Raw genomic sequence first — 16,639 nt, forward strand, 5'->3', positions numbered from 1 at the left:
CCCGGGGCGGCCGACGGACCCGGCGACCCCGTGGGAGGGCTCGCGGCGCGACCGCGGGCGGGACCGGCACGGGGCCGGCGCGCCGAGGTGGCCGGATGTGCCGTGCCGCGGCCGGAGCGGACGGGCCGTGCGGTGCGGGCGCGCGGGAGCCGGGACGGGGGAGGCGCGCCGTAGACTCGAGGGCATTGTGTCTGACGCCCTGAACCCCCACCGTCGCCCCGCCCGGACCCCCCGGTTCCCGGACGGACCGCAGCCCGACCCGGCCGGGTCGCACCACGAGCGCCGCATCCGCAGCTTCCAGCCCCGCCGCAGCCGCGTCACCGCCGGCCAGGCCGACGCCATCGAGCGCCTGTGGCCGCTGTGGGGCCTGGACATCGACGGCCGCCGCACCCTCGACCTCACCGAGCTGTTCGGCAACGACCACCCCGTGGTCCTGGAGATCGGCTTCGGCATGGGCGAGGCCACCGCCCAGATGGCCGGCGACGACCCGGAGACCAACATCCTCGCGGTCGACGTGCACACCCCGGGCCAGGGCAACCTGCTGAACCTCGCCGAGAAGGGCCGGCTCACCAACGTCCGCGTGGCCAACGGGGACGCGATCATCCTGCTCCGCGAGATGATCGCACCCGACGCGCTGGCCGGACTGCGCGTCTACTTCCCCGACCCCTGGCCCAAGAAGCGGCACCACAAGCGCCGGCTGATCCAGCCCGAGTTCCTCGACCTGGCCGCCACCCGGCTGCGTCCGGGCGCCGCCCTGCACTGCGCCACGGACTGGGAGCCGTACGCGGAACAGATGCTGGAGGTGCTGACCGCGCACCCCCGCTTCGTGAACACCCGGTCCGACGGCGGCTTCGCGCCCCGGCCCGGGTTCCGTCCCCTCACCCGGTTCGAGGGGCAGGGGCTGGACAAGGGTCACGTCGTGCGCGACCTGATGTTCCTGCGGGTCTGAGACGCGCTCCCGGCCCGGCTCACTCCGGGGCCGAGGCCCCGTCCAGCCGGGCGAGCTCCGCGTCGGTGAGCCGCAGTCCGGCCCCGGCGAGGAGCGCGGGCAGCTGCTCCGTGGAGCGGGCGGAGGCGATCGGCGCCACCACCGTCGGCTGCGCGGCGAGCCAGGCCAGGGCCACCGAGGCCACCTCGGCACCGCGCTCCCGCGCGATCCCGTCGAGCGCGTCCAGGACGCGCCGCCCGCGCTCGCTCTCCAGGTGCCTGCCCGCACCCGCCGCCCGCGGGCTGTCCACCGTGGCGCCCGGGCGGTACTTGCCGGTCAGGAAGCCGGACGCCAGCGCGTAGTAGGGGACCGCGGCCAGTCCGGCCCGCTGGGCGACGTCCCGCAGCGCTCCCTCGTAGGTGTCGCGGGAGACCAGGTTGTAGTGCGGCTGCACCGCGACGTAGCGGGCGAAGCCCTCGCGCTCGGAGAAGTCCAGCGACTCCTGCAGCCGCTCGGCGGTGATGTTGGAGGCGGCGATCGCCCGCACCTTGCCCTCGCGGACCAGCTGGTCGAGGGCGAGGACGATCTCCTCGACCGGCGTCCCGGGCTGGTCGTAGTGCGTGTAGTACAGGTCGATGTGGTCGGTGCCCAGCCGCCGCAGCGAGGCCTCCGCCGCCGCCTTGATGTTGGCGGCCGAGAGCCCCCGGAAATCGGGGTGCTGGCTCACCTTGGTGGCGATCACGACCTCGGACCGGTTGCCCCGGGCCCTGAGCCACCTGCCGATGACGGTCTCGGACTCGCCGCCCTCGTTGCCCTCCACCCAGGCGGAGTAGGAGTCGGCGGTGTCGACGAAGTTGCCGCCGGCCTCCGCGTACCCGTCAAGGACGGCGAAGGACTCCCGCTCGTCGGCGGTCCATCCGAAGACGTTGCCGCCGAGGGCGAGCGGGAAGACCTCGATGCCGGAGGCGCCCAGCTTGCGCAGATCAGTCATGTCCGTGGTCAACGCCTCCGCCGGACACCTCATTCCGACGACCCGTCGGCGGATCGCGCCGCACGGCCGGGACGCCCCGGAGGCCGACGCCCCGGGGCCGACGCCCCGCAGGCCGGCGTCTCAGAGGTTGACGCCCTTGCCGGCCAGCCAGGCCATCGGGTCGACGCCGTCGCCGCCACCCGGGTGCACCTCGAGGTGCAGGTGCGGTCCGGTCACGTTGCCGGTCGCGCCCACGCGGCCGATGACGTCACCGGTGCTCACCTTCTGCCCGACGCTCACGTTGATCGAGGACTGGTGGCAGTACCAGATCTCGGTGCCGTCCTCCAGGGTGAGGACGGTCCGGTAGCCGTAGGAACCCGCCCAGCCCGCCTCGGTGATGGTGCCGGTGTGGACGGCCTTGAGCAGCGTGCCGGTGGGGGCCGCGAGGTCGAGACCCGTGTGGTACCCGGAGGACCACATGGAGCCGGCCTGCATGTAGGTCGAGGTGATCGTGTACGAGGCGGCCGGCACGGAGTAGCTGGCGGCCAGCTTCGCGAGGCGTTCCGCCTCCGCCTTGGCCTTGGCCTCCGCCTCGGCCTTCTCGGCGGCCTTCTCGCGGGCCTCGGCCTCGGCCTTCTCGGCGGCGGCCTTCTCGGCGGCGGCCTGGGCGGCGGCCTCCTCGGCCTCCTGCTGGGCCTGCGCGTCGGCCTCCTGCTCCTGCTGGGCGGCCTGCGCCATGATGCGGGCGCGCAGGGCCTCGCCGGCGTCGGCGGAGGACTCGGCCCCGGCCGAGGCCACACCCATCTCACCGAGGACGCTGGGGGCGGTGTCGGCGGCGGCGGAGCCGGTTTCGTCCCCGGAACCACCGGGAAGCAGGGAGGTGACCGGGTCGAGCGACGGCATGTTCGGCATGGTGATGTGCACCGGAGCCTTGCCGGGGGCCGCGGTGGCCATGCCGCCCGCGCCGACGGCCGCGATCACGCCGACACCGAGAACGGTCGAACTGCGGGCGAGGCCGCGCTGCTTGGCCACGCGGTGGCGGCCTCTCTGGACGGTCCCCTCGCTGGGGTTCCACTCTTCGAAGGAGCCCTCGCCGGCGAAGCCGGTGACGGGACCGTAGGCGTCGGCAGCCTCACGCTGACTCGGCACCAGGGGGAGTTCGGGGGCAGGGCGGTTGGACGCCACGGAGGCGTTCTCCTTTCCTTCCGTCTCGCCTACCGGGTTAGCTGACGGGTTCGGAGCGGGAAGGTCTCCTACGCGCGTATACGCCAAGAACCGCGATACGCCCGATTCACCCCGGAAAGTGGTTCCCCGGTTCCCTTGCGGGATTCGGCAGAGCGCACGGAGCCGTCGCTGGTGACGGCTGGGACAACCGTGCGCTGCGTTATCGAACGTTAATATAAGCGGTGGCTCATTTCCAAGCTGTTCCTTCACATCGCCCACCCCTCCGACCTGAACCTATGGAGACCGAACGGGGCGAAACGGACATGGCGTGGGTCACACCGTGAAAGCCGTCCTGGCTTGATCATGGCGGTGCGGCCGATGTCCGCCCACGGCACACCGGTCAACGGCACCGGACGGCGAGCAGCGCCATGTCGTCCTTCACGTCCCCCCCGGCGTGCAGCACCACGTCCTCGGACAGGAAGTCCAGCAGCGCCTCCGGCTCGGGGAAGTCCCGGCCGTACAGGCGGGCGACCGGGTCGTAGAACTCGCCGTCCGCGTCACGGGCCTCGGCCAGGCCGTCCGTGTAGAAGAGGACGGTGGCGCCCTGCCGCAGCTCGACCGGGGGACCCGCCCGGGGCGGGGCCACCAGGTCCGACAGGGCCAGTGGCCCGCCGGGGCTCCCCACGTCGAGCAACCGCGGCCGCCGGCCCGGTTCCAGCAGCAGCGGCGGCGGATGGCCGTGGTTGACCAGCTGCACCCGCCGGCCGTCCCGGGAGAACTCGGCGAGCACCGCGGTCACGAAGCCCTCGTGCTGCTCGAGTTCCACCGCCCGGCGGTCCCGCTCCCGCACCACCGCCTGGTCCAGCCGCCGGGCGCACTCCTCGATGGTGGGTGCCCGCTCCGCCACCTCGCGGAAGACGCCGACGACCATCGCCACCGCCGTCACGGCGGACATCCCCTTGCCCCGCACGTCGCCCAGGATCACCCGCACGCCGTACGGGGTGTCCTGCACCATGTAGAGGTCGCCGCCGATGTTCGCCTCCTGCTGCGCCGCCTCGTAACGGGAGGCGATCCGCAGGGCTCCGAGCCTGCTCTGCGGCACCGGCATCACGGCCTGCTGCGCCGCCTCGGCCATCTGCCGGGCGGTGGCCAGCCGCACGTCACCCCGCCGGACCACGGTGTTGACCACCCCGGCCAGCACGGCGACGGTGAAGACGGTGAACAGCTCGGTGGCCATCTGGGCCGCGTACAACTCGTCGCGGGTCAGCCGCACCAGGACCGTGCACCCCGTCGACAGCACCCCGATCAGGATGGTGGCCCGGAGCGTGTAGAGGGGGGCGGCGATCAGCGGCGCGGCGGCGAAGAAGGGCACCGGGGTCACGTCCGTCGGCGTGAACCGGTCGTAGATCAGGCCGAACACGAGCGCCAGGAACGGCAGCACCCGCAGCACCAGCCGGGCGTAGTGGAGCCATCGCCGGCCACGGCCGGCGGCGTCCTCGACCGCCGGGTCCACCGGTCCGCCTCGCCGCAGCATGCGATCCATGCTCCCGCCCCGCACCGGAACCGGCGACCGCTGGCCTCCGCGCGGATGAACGGCGGGACGGGGCGACGAGGAGGAACGGCTCCGCGCGGCGGACACGCGGCACGGCCCTGCAGACGCAAACACTCAGGGCCGGAATCCCTGAAGGATTCCGGCCCCGAGTTTTCAGTAGCGGGGACAGGATTTGAACCTGCGACCTCTGGGTTATGAGCCCAGCGAGCTACCGAGCTGCTCCACCCCGCGTCGTTGTGTCTTCACTGTACGACATTGCCGGGGGGAAAAGCGAATCGGCTCACGGCGACCCGCCGAGGAGGTGGCCGTTGGGCGCGGTGGCCAGGTCCTGGAGCTCCGGCAGCAGCACCACGTCGACGCCCCCCGCCGCCAGCACCCCACTGCCGTCGGCACCCGGTACGAAGGTGTCCGGCTCACGCCAGGCGGTGACCACCCGCCGCACCCCCGCCGCCAGGATCAGCCGCGCGCACGGAGCGGGCCGGGAGGCACGACGGGCGCAGGGCTCCAGGCTGCTGTAGACGGTGGCCGCGGACAGCCGGGCGTCGGACGGGTCGATCTTGGCGAGGGCCGCCTCCTCCGCGTGGACCACCGGATCACCCCCTTCCCGGGAGTGGCCGCGGGCCAGTTCCGTCCCGTCCTCGGCCACCACCACGGCGCCCACGCTGAACGCGGTCCCGGACGGCGGGCACTCCCGCGCGAGCTCGCAGGCCAGCTTCAGCCAGTACCGGTCGGCGGCCGAGGCGAGCGGACCGGCGCCCGGGGCGACCGGACGGTAGCGGGCCAGCACCACGTCGCCGACCGGCCGGGTCTCCTCCAGCCGCAGCCGGCCCGGCGGATAGGCGCCGGGACCGAAGAGGCGCGGCGCGGCGGGGTCGCCCACCACCAGCGGGGCGACGGCCAGTTGGAGCTCGTCGGCCAGACCGGACCGCAGCAGCTGGGTGTGGACGCTCCCGCCTCCCTCCACCATCAGCCGTCGCACCCGGTGCACGGCGTACAGGTGCTCCAGGACCGCCCGCCAGTCGAGTTCCGGCCCCACCGGGACCACGTCGGCGTCCTTTCGGCCACGCAGCGCCGCCTGCGCCCGCGGTGCGCCCCTGTCGGTCGTGTAGACGGCCTTGCGGCCGCCGGTCCCCCAGAAGGCGGCCGCGGGGTCGAGATCCCCCGATCCGGTGACGAGGACCTTCAGCGGGAACTCGGGCCGCCCGGCGGCGGCGCGTTCGGCGCGGCGGGCCGGTGAGCGGACCACCAGGCGCGGGTCGTCGGCCCTCAGCGTGCCCGCCCCGATCAGGATCGCGTCGCTCGCCGCCCGCACCTCGTCGACCCGGTCGAAGTCCTCCGGGCCGGAGAGCAGGAGCCGTTCGGGGCCGGTGTCGTCCAGGCAGCCGTCGAGCGAGACGGCGGCGGAGAGCAGGACGTAGGGGTGCGGCATGGGGCGGCTCCGGGACGCACGGCGGCGCATGGTCCGACCGGGTCCGGCCGGGCGCATGCGCCGCTTCGGTGTAGGCCCTGTGGGACTCGAACCCACAACCAATGGATTAAAAGTCCACTGCTCTGCCAATTGAGCTAAGGGCCCAGGGGTGATGTTGCTCCCCCGAGCATAGCGGGACGGCGCCCTCCGTCCGAGCGGGTATCTCCGGAGCGGCGGCGCGCGGGAAGCGGGGGAAACGCGGAGGGCCCGCACGACCGGGGTCGTGCGGGCCCTCTTCAGGCGGTGTGCGCGGGCGCGTCAGCCGTTGCGCTTCCAGCGCGGCTTCTCGTCCCGGCGGCCGAAGGAGCCGCCGCGGTGGTCGTCACGACGGTCGTCGCGGCGGCCGAAGGGACGGTCCGAGGCACCGCCGGCGCGGAAGCCCGGACGGTCGTCGCGGCGGTCGCGGTTGAACGGGCGGTCGTTGCTGCGGAACCCGCCGCGGTCGCCGCGGTCGTCACGGCGCTCGAAGGGACGGCCACCACGGTCGCCGCCGCGGTCGTCACGGTTGAACGGACGGTCACCCCGGTCGTTGCCACGGAACCCGCCGCGGTCGTCGCGACGCTCGAAGGAACGGCCACCACGGTCGTCACGGTTGAACGGACGGTCACCCCGGTCGTTGCCGCGGAACCCGCCACGGTCGCCGCGGTCGTCACGGCGGAACCCGCCGCGGTCGCCGCGGTCGTCACGGCGCTCGAAGGAGCGGCCGCCACGGTCGCCGCCGCGGTCGTCACGGTTGAACGGACGGTCACCCCGGTCGTTGCCGCGGAACCCGCCGCGGTCACCGCGGTCGTCGCGACGCTCGAAGGAACGGCCGCCACGGTCGCCGCCACGGTCGTCACGGCGGAAGCCGCCACGGTCGTCACGGCGCTCGAAGGAACGGCCGCCGCGGTCGTCACGGTTGAACGGACGGTCGCCACCGCGGTCACCGCGGTCGCCCCGGTCGTCACGGCGGAAGCCGCCGCGGTCACCGCGGTCGTCGCGACGCTGCGGGCGGTCCTCGCGCTCGGCGCGGTCGACCTGGTGAGCGGTCGGCTGCTCCGGCACGGAGACGGCGGCGGCCTCGGCGGCCTCGGCGGCCTCACGGACCACGGCGGCCTCGGCCACCGCGGTCTCCGGGTCGTCACCGCGCTCGCGGGCGGCGCGGGCGACGAGGCGGTCGGCCTCGTCCCGCAGCTCGGCGGCACGGCGCTGCAGGCGCTCCAGCTCCTTGGTCAGCTGGGCGACCTCGCGCTCGGCCTGGGCGGCGGCACCGGCCACCGACTCGGCCTGGAGCTCGGTCATCGAGCGCGCGCCGGTGATCTCGGCGACCTCGGGCTCGAAGGCCGTGCCGCTCTGGATGATGTGGCGCGTGGCGTCGATGCCCGCGTCCTCCATCAGCCGGAAGATCTGGCGGCGCTGGTGCGGCAGCGACAGCGAGACCACGGTGCCGGTGCGGCCGGCGCGCGCGGTGCGGCCGGCGCGGTGCAGGTAGTCCTTGTGGTCGCCGGCCGGGTCCACGTTGAGGACCAGGTCGATGCCGTCGACGTGGATGCCGCGGGCGGCGACGTCGGTGGCGACCAGGACGTTGACGTAACCGTCCTTGAAGTCGGCCAGGGTGCGGGTGCGCGCGCCCTGGGTCATGCCGCCGTGCAGGGCGTCCGCCTTCACACCGGCGTCGCGGAGCTGCTCGGCGATGCGGTCGGCGCCCAGCTGGGTGCGGACGAAGATGATGGTGCGGCCCTTGCGGGAGGCGATCGCCGCGGTGACCGGAGCCTTGTCCTTCGGCTTCACGATCAGGATGTGGTGCGACATCGTGGTGACGGCGCCCTGGGCGGCGTCGACCTCGTGGCTGACCGGGTTCTCCAGGTAGCGGTCGACCAGGGTCTTGATCTCGTTCTCCATGGTGGCGGAGAAGAGCATCCGCTGGCCGCCGGCCGGGATCTGGTCGAGCAGCTCGGTGACCTCCGGCATGAAGCCCAGGTCGGACATCTGGTCGGCCTCGTCGAGGACCGCGACCTCGACGTCGCCCAGCGAGCAGGCGCCGCGGCCGATGATGTCGCGCAGACGGCCCGGGGTGGCGACGAGGATGTCGACGCCGCGCTCCAGGGCGTAGATCTGGTTGCTCATCGAGGTGCCGCCGCAGACGACCTTCATCTTGAGGCCGAGCACGTCGCCGTAGGGCTGCAGCGCGTCGGCGACCTGCATGGCCAGCTCACGGGTCGGCGTGAGGATGACGGCGCGCGGGCGCTTCCTCTCCGTGCGGCCGCCGGCCAGACGGGCCAGGGTCGGCAGGCCGAAGGAGAGGGTCTTGCCGGAGCCGGTGCGGCCGCGGCCCAGGATGTCCTTGCCGGCCAGGGCGTCCGGGATGGTCGCGGCCTGGATCGGGAAGGGCTGGGTCACGCCGTTCTGCGCGAGCTTGCGCACGACGCCCTCGGGCAGGCCGAGGTCGGCGAAGCCCGGCCCCGTCTCCTCGGGTGCGCCCGCGGTCTCCGCCGCGGCGTCCGCGGCTTCGACGGTGCTCTCGTTCTCGTCGAGCTCGGCGGTCGTCACGGTCTCGTTCTCGGAGACGACGAACTGATCAGTACTGGAAATGGACATGCTTATGCGAAACCTTCCGGAGTCTCGTCGGCACGCGCCCGTCAACTCCGTGTTTCGCGAGGAACCGCCTCGATGCGGTCAGCCACGGCAAGGGAGAGAACGCGCCACACGGCGCGCTCTTTTTCGCTGCGCCGGGCAAATGGGATCAAACGATCTACCACCATACGCACCTCACACCCCCTGGCGCAAACGAGAACGGAGAACGCGAGCCACGCCACATTTCTGAGCCGCTACACGGACACGCCGGCCTCGGGCGCCGGAGCGGGGGCCGACGGCCTCGGGGGCTGGGCGGACGAGGGCTGGGCCTGGCTGGGATCGGGGGAGGGCGGAGGCGGGGACGGCTGCGGCGGGACGGGGCTGGGGACGTCGCTGGGCGGTTGCGGAGCGGGCTCCCCCGGCTCGGGGGGAGCCGGCTCGCCCGGGTCCTCGGGACGGCCGTCGTCGCCGTCCTCGGGCTCCTCCGCCCCTCCGGGACGCTCGTCGTCGTCCTTCCGGTCCGCTCCGCGGCGCTCGGGGTCCTCGGGGCGGCCGGAGCGGCGGGCGCCGTCCTTGCCGGGGCGCGTGCCCTCGTTGTTCACCCGGGGTTCGAAGCCGGCGCCGCCGCCGGACGTGCCCGCGCCGCCGCCGCCGCCGGCGCCGTCCGCGCCGCCGCCCTCCGAGGAGCGCGCCGGGCCGGACGTGCCCGCGCCGCCGCCGCCGCCGGCGCCGTCCGCGCCGCCGCCCTCCGAGGAGCGCGCCGGGCGGGCGCGGTCGCCGCCGTCCTCACCCGCGACGTCCACGCAGCCGGTCGCCAGGACGGAGACGGCGGCGACCGCGGCGAGGCGGACGGGTAGGTACACACGGCGCACGGGGGCCACCTCCGGGGGCGGGCGGAAGAATCACCCTGCCCAACTCCCACCGAACGCAAGAGGACACGCCCGGGAGGCCCCCAATCCGGGCCCCTCCCCCGCCGCCCGGCCCCTCCGCGGGCACGCGCCCCGCCGCCGGGCGCGGCAGGTGACGTCAGCCGTAGCCGAGGTCGTGGAGACGCTCGTCGTCGATGCCGAAGTGGTGGGCGATCTCGTGAACGACCGTCACCTCCGTCTCGGCGACCACGTCCTCCCTGGTGTCGCAGATCCGCAGCGTCGGGTTCCGGTAGATGGTGATCCGGTCCGGCAGCACCCCCGCGTACCACTCGCCCCGCTCGGTGAGCGGCGTCCCCTCGTAGAGCCCGAGCAGCTCGGGGTCGTCGGCGGGCGGCTCGTCCTCGACGAACACGGCGACGTTGTCCATCAGCCGCGTCAGCTCGGGCGGGATCCGGTCGAGGGCCTCCGCCACCGTTTCCTCGAACTCCTCGCGCGTCATCTCCAGCACACCGCCATTCTGTGCCACAACGGCCTGATGCACACCCGTCCCGGAGCCCTCCGCACCACTTCCCGCGTGCCGCGTATCACGCCACGGACCTGGGCATACGGTCCCAATGGCCCGCATCAGCGTCCGATTCCCCACCGTGTCGCGCCGAATACGCGCCCTGCCGGCCCGGAGGTCCGCCTCCGGCGCCCGGCCCGAGCTGGGCCGCCGCGCGCACCCCGCGGCACGGGCCGCCGGGCTGGTCGCGGTGGTGCTGGCCGGCGCGTGGCTGGGCCTGCTCACCGTCGGGGCGGTCCGCGTGCCCGTCGGCCCCGTGAACACCACGATGTCGCTGCACCCCTCGCTGGACGGCGGCACCGAGATCGACATCCCGCCGCTCGGCGCGCTCCACCTGGACACCCACACCGCGCCCTTCCGGCTCCAGGTGGACGTCGACCAGCTGGACCCGGAACGCTCCCGCGACCTGGTCGACCACCCCGAGCGCATCTCGGGCCTCCAGGACGCGATCACCGAGGACGTGGGCGACGGCATCCTCACCCTGGCGCTCCGCTCGGGCGTCGCCGTGGTGGTGGGCGCCACGGCGCTGAGCCTGGTCGTCCACCGCCGGCCGCGCCGCGCCGCGGTCACCGGCGGCCTGGCGCTGGCCCTGCTCGCCGCCTCCGGAGCCACCGCGTGGGGCACCTGGAACCCCAACTCGGTGCTGGAACCCCGCTTCTCGGGTCTGCTCTCCTCCGCCCCCTCGGTGGTGGGCAACGCGCGCAGCATCGTCTCCGACTTCGACGTCTACCAGCAGGAGCTGGCCCGCCTGGTCACCAACGTCACCAAGCTCTACGACGCCACCAGTACCCTTCCGGCCTACCAGCCCGACCCCACCACCATCCGCGTCCTGCACGTCTCGGACATCCACCTGAACCCGGCGAGCTGGGAGATCATCGCCTCGCTGGTCGACCAGTACGAGATCGACGTGATCGTGGACTCCGGCGACACCATGGACCACGGCACCACGGCCGAGAACCGCTTCCTGGACCCGATCCCCGACCTGGGCGCGCCCTACGTCTGGGTGCGCGGCAACCACGACTCCCGGGACACCCAGGCCTACCTCTCGGACCTGGACGGCGTGCACGTCCTGGACGAGGGCGGGGCGGTCGACGTGGCCGGGCTGCGGTTCGCGGGCATGGGCGACGCCCAGTTCACGCCGGACCGGAGCAGGCCGCGCGGCGGCAAGGCCGCCGCGGAGCGGGCAGGGGTGCAGCTGGCCTCCGAGATCCGCGACCAGCGCCGTGCGGGCACGCCGGTGGACGTCGCCGTGGTCCACGACCCGCAGGCGGCGCGGAAGGTGGACGGGGTGGTCCCGCTGGTGCTGTCCGGCCACGTCCACCAGCAGAAGACGAAGCTGCTGAAGCTGGGCACCCGGCTGCGGATCGAGGGCTCGACCGGCGGTGGCGGCCTGCGGGCGGTGGAGGGCGAGGAGCCGGACCCGATCGAGGCGTCGGTGCTCTACTTCGACCGGGACGGCCGCCGGCTCCAGGCCTGGGACGAGATCCGGCTGGGCGGCCTGGGCCTGACCACCGCCGAGGTGAGCCGCCACCTGGTGGAGGAGAACCAGCCGGGCGGAGCCTCCCCCTCGCCCTCCGGATCCCCGTCGGGAACGCCCTCGGGACCGCCCTCCGGACCGCCGTCCACGGAGCCCTCGCCACGACGGTCCGGAGGTGAGCGGTAAACGTTTTGGCGATACCCGTCGGCATCACCTATGCTTCTCACGTCCCCGACGCGCTGAGAAGCGCCCAGGCGGGCCGTATAGCCCTCATCGTCTAGCGGCCTAGGACGCCGCCCTTTCAAGGCGGTAGCACGGGTTCGAATCCCGTTGGGGGCACGCAAGATCGTGTGCGACACTGTTCACGCAAGACGCGCACAAAGCTTGGTCCTGTGGAGCAGTTTGGAGTGCTCGCCACCCTGTCAAGGTGGAGGCCGCGGGTTCAAATCCCGTCAGGACCGCTGAGGTTTCACGTGAAACCTCGTGGCTGGGTAGCTCAGCTGGTACGAGCGTCCGCCTGAAAAGCGGAAGGTCCCCGGTTCGACCCCGGGCCCAGCCACCGCCGCAAAGACCCCCTCCGATTCGCCGGAGGGGGTCTTTCGCTGCGTCGTCCCCCTGCCGTTGTGCCGGGCACCACGCCCGCCCCCGGTTAATGCGCTCGCCACCCCGTTCGGGAAGGTGCGATCCTGGAATGCGTATGTCTACGCAGCCTGCCTCCGCCACCGCCGCGCCCGCCTTCGGCGACATCGCCCACCGCCTGGCCCAGCTCTCCCTGCGGGAGGCGCACCGGCTGGGCCGACGACTCGAGGGCGCCCGGAAGATCCGCAAGCCCGAGGCCCGGGCCGCCGTGCTCGCCGAGATCACGGCCGAGGTCGAGAAGGCCGAGACGAGGCTGGCCGAGCGCTCCTCACGGGTGCCGGCGGTCACCTATCCGCAGAACCTTCCGGTCAGCCAGAAGAAGGACGCCATCGCCGAGGCGATCCGCGACCACCAGGTCGTGATCGTCGCCGGTGAGACGGGCTCCGGCAAGACCACCCAGATCCCCAAGATCTGTCTGGAGCTGGGTCGTGGCGTGCGCGGGATGATCGGCCACACCCAGCCCCGCCGGATCGCCGCCCGCACGGTCGCCGAGCGGGTGGCCGAGGAGCTGGACACCCCGCTGGGCGAAGCCGTCGGCTGGAAGGTCCGGTTCACCGACCAGGTCGGCCAGGACACCTTCGTCAAGCTGATGACGGACGGCATCCTGCTGGCCGAGATCCAGACCGACCGCGACCTGCGCGCCTACGACACGATCATCATCGACGAGGCGCACGAGCGGTCCCTCAACATCGACTTCCTGCTGGGCTACCTGGCCCAGCTGCTCCCCCGCCGCCCGGACCTCAAGGTCGTCATCACCTCGGCGACCATCGATCCCGAGCGGTTCTCCCGGCACTTCGGTGACGCGCCGATCATCGAGGTCAGCGGCCGGACCTATCCGGTGGAGGTCCGGTACCGGCCCCTGCTGGAGGAGGACTCCGAGGACGCGGACCGGGACCAGATCACCGCCATCACCGACGCCTGCGAGGAACTGATGGCGGAGGGGCCCGGCGACATCCTGGTCTTCCTCTCGGGCGAGCGGGAGATCCGTGACACCGCGGACGCGCTCACCAAGAAGCGGTACCGGTCGACCGAGGTCCTGCCGCTCTACGCCCGCCTCTCGCACGCCGAGCAGCACCGGGTGTTCCAGCAGCACTCCGGCCGCCGCATCGTGCTCGCCACCAACGTGGCCGAGACCTCGCTGACGGTGCCGGGCATCAAGTACGTGATCGACCCCGGCTTCGCCCGGATCTCCCGCTACAGCCACCGCACCAAGGTCCAGCGCCTGCCGATCGAGCCGGTCTCCCAGGCCAGCGCCAACCAGCGCAAGGGCCGCTGCGGCCGTACCAGCGACGGCATCTGCATCCGCCTGTACTCCGAGGAGGACTTCGAGGCGCGCCCGGAGTTCACCGACGCGGAGATCCTGCGCACCAACCTGGCCTCGGTCATCCTCCAGATGACGGCCGCGGGCCTCGGCGAGATCGAGAAGTTCCCCTTCATCGACCCGCCGGACCACCGCAACATCCGCGACGGCGTCCAGCTCCTGCAGGAACTCGGAGCGCTGGACCCGGCGGAGAAGGACCCGCGCAAGCGCCTGACCCCTCTGGGCCGCAAGCTGGCCCAGCTCCCGGTGGACCCGCGGCTGGCGCGGATGGTCCTCGAGGCCGACAAGAACGGCTGTGTCCGCGAGGTCATGGTGATCGCGTCCGCGCTCTCCATCCAGGACCCGCGCGAACGGCCCGCCGAGAAGCAGGCGCAGGCCGACCAGCAGCACGCCCGGTTCAAGGACGAGTCCAGCGACTTCCTGGCCTTCCTCAACCTGTGGCGGTACATCCGCGAGCAGCAGAAGGAGCGCGGCTCGTCGGCGTTCCGCCGGATGTGCAAGCAGGAGTACCTGAACTTCCTGCGGATCCGCGAGTGGCAGGACATCTACAGCCAGCTCCGCTCGGTGGCCCAGCAGATGGGGATACGGCTCAACGAGCAGGACGCGCCCGAGCAGGCCGTCCACGTCTCCCTGCTGGCGGGTCTGCTGTCCCACGTCGGCATGAAGGACGTGAAGGAGGGCGCGAAGAACGAGTACCTGGGCGCGCGGAACGCGAAGTTCGCGATCTTCCCCGGGTCGGCGCTCTTCAGGAAGCCGCCGAAGTTCGTGATGTCCGCGGAGCTGGTGGAGACCTCCCGCCTGTGGGCGCGGGTCAACGCCAGGATCGAGCCCGAGTGGGTGGAACCGATCGCCGGCCACCTGCTCAAGCGGACCTACAGCGAACCGCACTGGGAGAAGGACCAGGCCGCGGTGATGGCGTACGAGAAGGTGACGCTCTACGGCGTGCCGATCGTCGCCCAGCGGAAGGTCAACTACGGGCGCATCGACCCGGAGGTCTCCCGGGAGCTGTTCATCCGGCACGCCCTGGTGGAGGGCGACTGGCGCACCCACCACAAGTTCTACGCCGACAACCGCAAACTGCTCACCGAGGTGGAGGAGCTCGAGCACCGGGCCCGCCGCCGGGACATCCTGGTCGACGACGAGACCCTCTTCGACTTCTACGAGCAGCGGATCCCCGCCCACGTGGTCTCCGGGGCCCACTTCGACTCCTGGTGGAAGCACAAGCGCCACGAGGAGCCCGAGCTGCTCGACTTCGAGCGGTCCATGCTCATCAACGAGAAGGCCGGCACGGTCACCAAGGACGACTACCCCGACTCCTGGCGGCAGGGCCGGCTGAAGTTCCGGGTGACCTACCAGTTCGAGCCGGGCGCGGACGCGGACGGCGTCACCGTCCACATCCCGCTGCAGGTGCTCAACCAGGTCACCGACGAGGGCTTCGACTGGCAGATCCCGGGCCTGCGCGAGGAACTGGTCACCGAGCTGATCCGCTCGCTGCCCAAGCCGATCCGCCGCAACTACGTCCCGGCGCCCAACTTCGCGCAGCGGTTCCTCGGCCTGGCGGTCCCCGGCCGGGAGCCGCTGGACGTGGCGATGGCGCGGGAGCTGCACCGCATGGTGGGCGTGCGCCTGGAACCGGCGGACTTCGACTGGTCGAAGGTCCCGGACCACCTGAAGATCACCTTCCGGATCGTCGACGAGCGGCGCCGGAAGCTGGCCGAGGACAAGGACCTGGAGGCGCTCAAGCTCACGCTGCGCCCCAAGGCCCGCCAGGCCATCTCCAAGGCCGCCGCGGCCACCGCCGAACGGTCGGGCGGCCCCTCGCTGGAGCGGACCGGCCTCACCGACTGGACGATCGGCACGCTGACCCGGGTCTTCGAGACCAAGCGGGCCGGCCAGCCGGTGAAGGCCTATCCGGCGCTGGTGGACGACGGCGACACGGTGTCGGTGCGGCTGTTCGACAGCGAGGCCGAGCAGGCCGAGGCGATGTGGCGGGGCACCCGACGGCTGATCGTGCGCAACATCCCGGTCAACCCGGCGAAGTTCGCGCTGGACCGGCTCTCCAACGCGCAGAAGCTGGCCCTCTCGGCCAACCCGCACGGCTCCGTGCAGGCGCTCTTCGACGACTGCGCGCTGGCCGCGGCGGACAAGCTGATCGCCGACTTCGGGGGGCCGGTCTGGGACGAGGACGCGTACCGGAAGCTCTACGACAAGGTACGGGCCGAGATCGTGGACACCACCGTGCGCGCGGTCGGCCAGGTGCAGCAGGTGCTGGCCGCCTGGCAGGCCTGCGAGCGGCGCCTGAAGGCGGTGGGGAGCCCCGCCCTGCTGGCCAACCTGACGGACGTCCGCGCGCAGTTGGACGGCCTCGTGAAGCCGGGCTTCGTGACCGGGGCCGGACTGGCCCGGCTGCCGCACCTGATGCGCTACCTGGTCGCCGCGGACCGGCGGCTGCAGCAGATGGCGACCAACGTCCAGCGGGACACCACCCGCATGGAGAAGGTCCACGAGATGCAGGACGAGTACGCCTGGCTGCTGGAGCAGATGCCGAAGGGACGCCCGGTGCCGGCGGCGGTGCGCGAGGTCCGCTGGATGATCGAGGAGCTGCGCGTCAGCTACTTCGCGCACGCGCTGGGGACCGCTCATCCGGTGTCGGACAAGCGGATCGTGAAGGCGATCGACGCGCTGGCACCATGAGCCGGACAGGGTGACGGTCCACTGACACACAGTGAGTTCGACCAGTGGGCCGTCCTCCTGTAGAGTCTCTTCTCGCAGCGCAACGCGGGAAACCGCAGAGCGAAGCACCTGGTCCTGTGGAGCAGTTTGGAGTGCTCGCCACCCTGTCAAGGTGGAGGCCGCGGGTTCAAATCCCGTCAGGACCGCATCAGTTCGAAGGCCCGCACCGTTCGGTGCGGGCCTTCGTCGTGTCCGGCGCCGGCCGCCCGGGGCCCGCGCCCCTCGCGGGGTGGTTCCTTCCGTGTGTGAGGCGGGCCGGGCGGGGCAGGCGGATCCGGAAGCCGATCCCCGACAGAGCGTCAGATCCCGCCCCGGGCCCCCGACGGGCCCCACACCCTCCCGCGCCCTCCGCGAGCCTCCCAGGCGCCGCCCAGGGCCTCCCGTGCGCCTCGCACGCGCGGGC

Annotated in this window: 10 protein-coding genes, 6 tRNA genes and 1 riboswitch; of the genes, 7 read left to right on the forward strand and 9 right to left on the reverse strand. The window is 72.6% G+C overall.

What is annotated here, in order from left to right; genetic code table 11:
- The first annotated feature begins 184 nt into the window (after window positions 1–184).
- The gene (gene trmB / locus A2U95_RS09985) at window positions 185–949 is read left to right on the forward strand and encodes a tRNA (guanosine(46)-N7)-methyltransferase TrmB (protein WP_240957447.1); all 765 of its coding nucleotides are present in this window, start codon (window positions 185–187) and stop codon (window positions 947–949) included.
- A 19-nt stretch (window positions 950–968) separates the two neighbouring features.
- On the opposite strand, the gene A2U95_RS09990 is transcribed toward trmB, so the two are convergent.
- The 9 genes from A2U95_RS09990 to A2U95_RS10030 all read right to left on the reverse strand — a co-directional run bounded on the left by A2U95_RS09990 (window position 969) and on the right by A2U95_RS10030 (window position 10,012).
- Window positions 969–1,919 carry an aldo/keto reductase gene (locus tag A2U95_RS09990; protein WP_166021805.1) on the reverse strand — a complete coding sequence of 317 codons (951 nt, stop codon included), beginning with the start codon at window positions 1,917–1,919 and terminating at the stop codon, window positions 969–971.
- 120 nt (window positions 1,920–2,039) lie between these two features.
- Complete coding sequence (locus tag A2U95_RS09995) at window positions 2,040–3,083, reverse strand: M23 family metallopeptidase (RefSeq protein ID WP_166021806.1); 1,044 nt, start codon at window positions 3,081–3,083, stop codon at window positions 2,040–2,042.
- An 11-nt stretch (window positions 3,084–3,094) separates the two neighbouring features.
- Window positions 3,095–3,243, reverse strand: a riboswitch (cyclic di-AMP (ydaO/yuaA leader).
- A gap of 219 nt (window positions 3,244–3,462) precedes the next feature.
- Complete coding sequence (locus A2U95_RS10000) at window positions 3,463–4,596, reverse strand: PP2C family protein-serine/threonine phosphatase (RefSeq protein ID WP_166021807.1); 1,134 nt, start codon at window positions 4,594–4,596, stop codon at window positions 3,463–3,465.
- A gap of 175 nt (window positions 4,597–4,771) precedes the next feature.
- A tRNA-Met gene (locus A2U95_RS10005) sits at window positions 4,772–4,845 on the reverse strand.
- Window positions 4,846–4,894: 49 nt separating this feature from the next.
- Window positions 4,895–6,043, reverse strand: coding sequence for a dihydrofolate reductase family protein (locus A2U95_RS10010; protein ID WP_166021808.1), 1,149 nt, complete (start codon window positions 6,041–6,043; stop codon window positions 4,895–4,897).
- 71 nt (window positions 6,044–6,114) lie between these two features.
- A tRNA-Lys gene (locus A2U95_RS10015) sits at window positions 6,115–6,187 on the reverse strand.
- Between the two features lie 153 nt (window positions 6,188–6,340).
- Window positions 6,341–8,659, reverse strand: coding sequence for a DEAD/DEAH box helicase (locus A2U95_RS10020; RefSeq protein ID WP_166021809.1), 2,319 nt, complete (start codon window positions 8,657–8,659; stop codon window positions 6,341–6,343).
- A gap of 230 nt (window positions 8,660–8,889) precedes the next feature.
- Window positions 8,890–9,507 (reverse strand): hypothetical protein, encoded by a 618-nt coding sequence (locus A2U95_RS10025; RefSeq protein ID WP_166021810.1) that lies wholly within the window; start codon window positions 9,505–9,507, stop codon window positions 8,890–8,892.
- 154 nt (window positions 9,508–9,661) lie between these two features.
- Window positions 9,662–10,012 carry a metallopeptidase family protein gene (locus A2U95_RS10030; RefSeq protein ID WP_166021811.1) on the reverse strand — a complete coding sequence of 117 codons (351 nt, stop codon included), beginning with the start codon at window positions 10,010–10,012 and terminating at the stop codon, window positions 9,662–9,664.
- A 106-nt stretch (window positions 10,013–10,118) separates the two neighbouring features.
- On the opposite strand from A2U95_RS10030, the gene A2U95_RS10035 reads away from it, so the two are divergent.
- The 6 genes from A2U95_RS10035 (at window position 10,119) to A2U95_RS10060 (ending at window position 16,382) form a co-directional block, all read left to right on the forward strand.
- Complete coding sequence (locus A2U95_RS10035; RefSeq protein ID WP_166021812.1) at window positions 10,119–11,729, forward strand: metallophosphoesterase family protein; 1,611 nt, start codon at window positions 10,119–10,121, stop codon at window positions 11,727–11,729.
- 80 nt (window positions 11,730–11,809) lie between these two features.
- A tRNA-Glu gene (locus A2U95_RS10040) sits at window positions 11,810–11,882 on the forward strand.
- Window positions 11,883–11,929: 47 nt separating this feature from the next.
- Window positions 11,930–12,004: transfer RNA gene (locus A2U95_RS10045), tRNA-Asp, on the forward strand.
- Window positions 12,005–12,028: 24 nt separating this feature from the next.
- Window positions 12,029–12,102, forward strand: a tRNA-Phe gene (locus A2U95_RS10050).
- 138 nt (window positions 12,103–12,240) lie between these two features.
- Window positions 12,241–16,197: an ATP-dependent RNA helicase HrpA gene (gene hrpA, locus A2U95_RS10055; protein WP_166021813.1), complete on the forward strand. Its 3,957-nt coding sequence runs from the start codon at window positions 12,241–12,243 to the stop codon at window positions 16,195–16,197.
- A gap of 110 nt (window positions 16,198–16,307) precedes the next feature.
- Window positions 16,308–16,382: transfer RNA gene (locus tag A2U95_RS10060), tRNA-Asp, on the forward strand.
- The last annotated feature ends 257 nt before the right edge of the window (window positions 16,383–16,639 follow it).

Origin of the sequence: Streptomyces chilikensis, from assembly GCF_001642695.1 — a bacterium.
GTDB classification, from domain to species: Bacteria; Actinomycetota; Actinomycetes; order Streptomycetales; family Streptomycetaceae; genus Streptomyces; species Streptomyces chilikensis.

Coding starts and splice junctions, on each gene's coding strand:
- A2U95_RS09990 (WP_166021805.1), bottom strand. CDS start 1,919: ATGACTGATCTGCGCAAGCTGGGCGCCTCCGGCATCGAGGTCTTCCCG.
- A2U95_RS10000 (WP_166021807.1), bottom strand. CDS start 4,596: ATGCTGCGGCGAGGCGGACCGGTGGACCCGGCGGTCGAGGACGCCGCC.
- A2U95_RS10010 (WP_166021808.1), bottom strand. CDS start 6,043: ATGCCGCACCCCTACGTCCTGCTCTCCGCCGCCGTCTCGCTCGACGGC.
- A2U95_RS10020 (WP_166021809.1), bottom strand. CDS start 8,659: ATGTCCATTTCCAGTACTGATCAGTTCGTCGTCTCCGAGAACGAGACC.
- A2U95_RS10035 (WP_166021812.1), top strand. CDS start 10,119: ATGGCCCGCATCAGCGTCCGATTCCCCACCGTGTCGCGCCGAATACGC.
- hrpA (WP_166021813.1), top strand. CDS start 12,241: ATGTCTACGCAGCCTGCCTCCGCCACCGCCGCGCCCGCCTTCGGCGAC.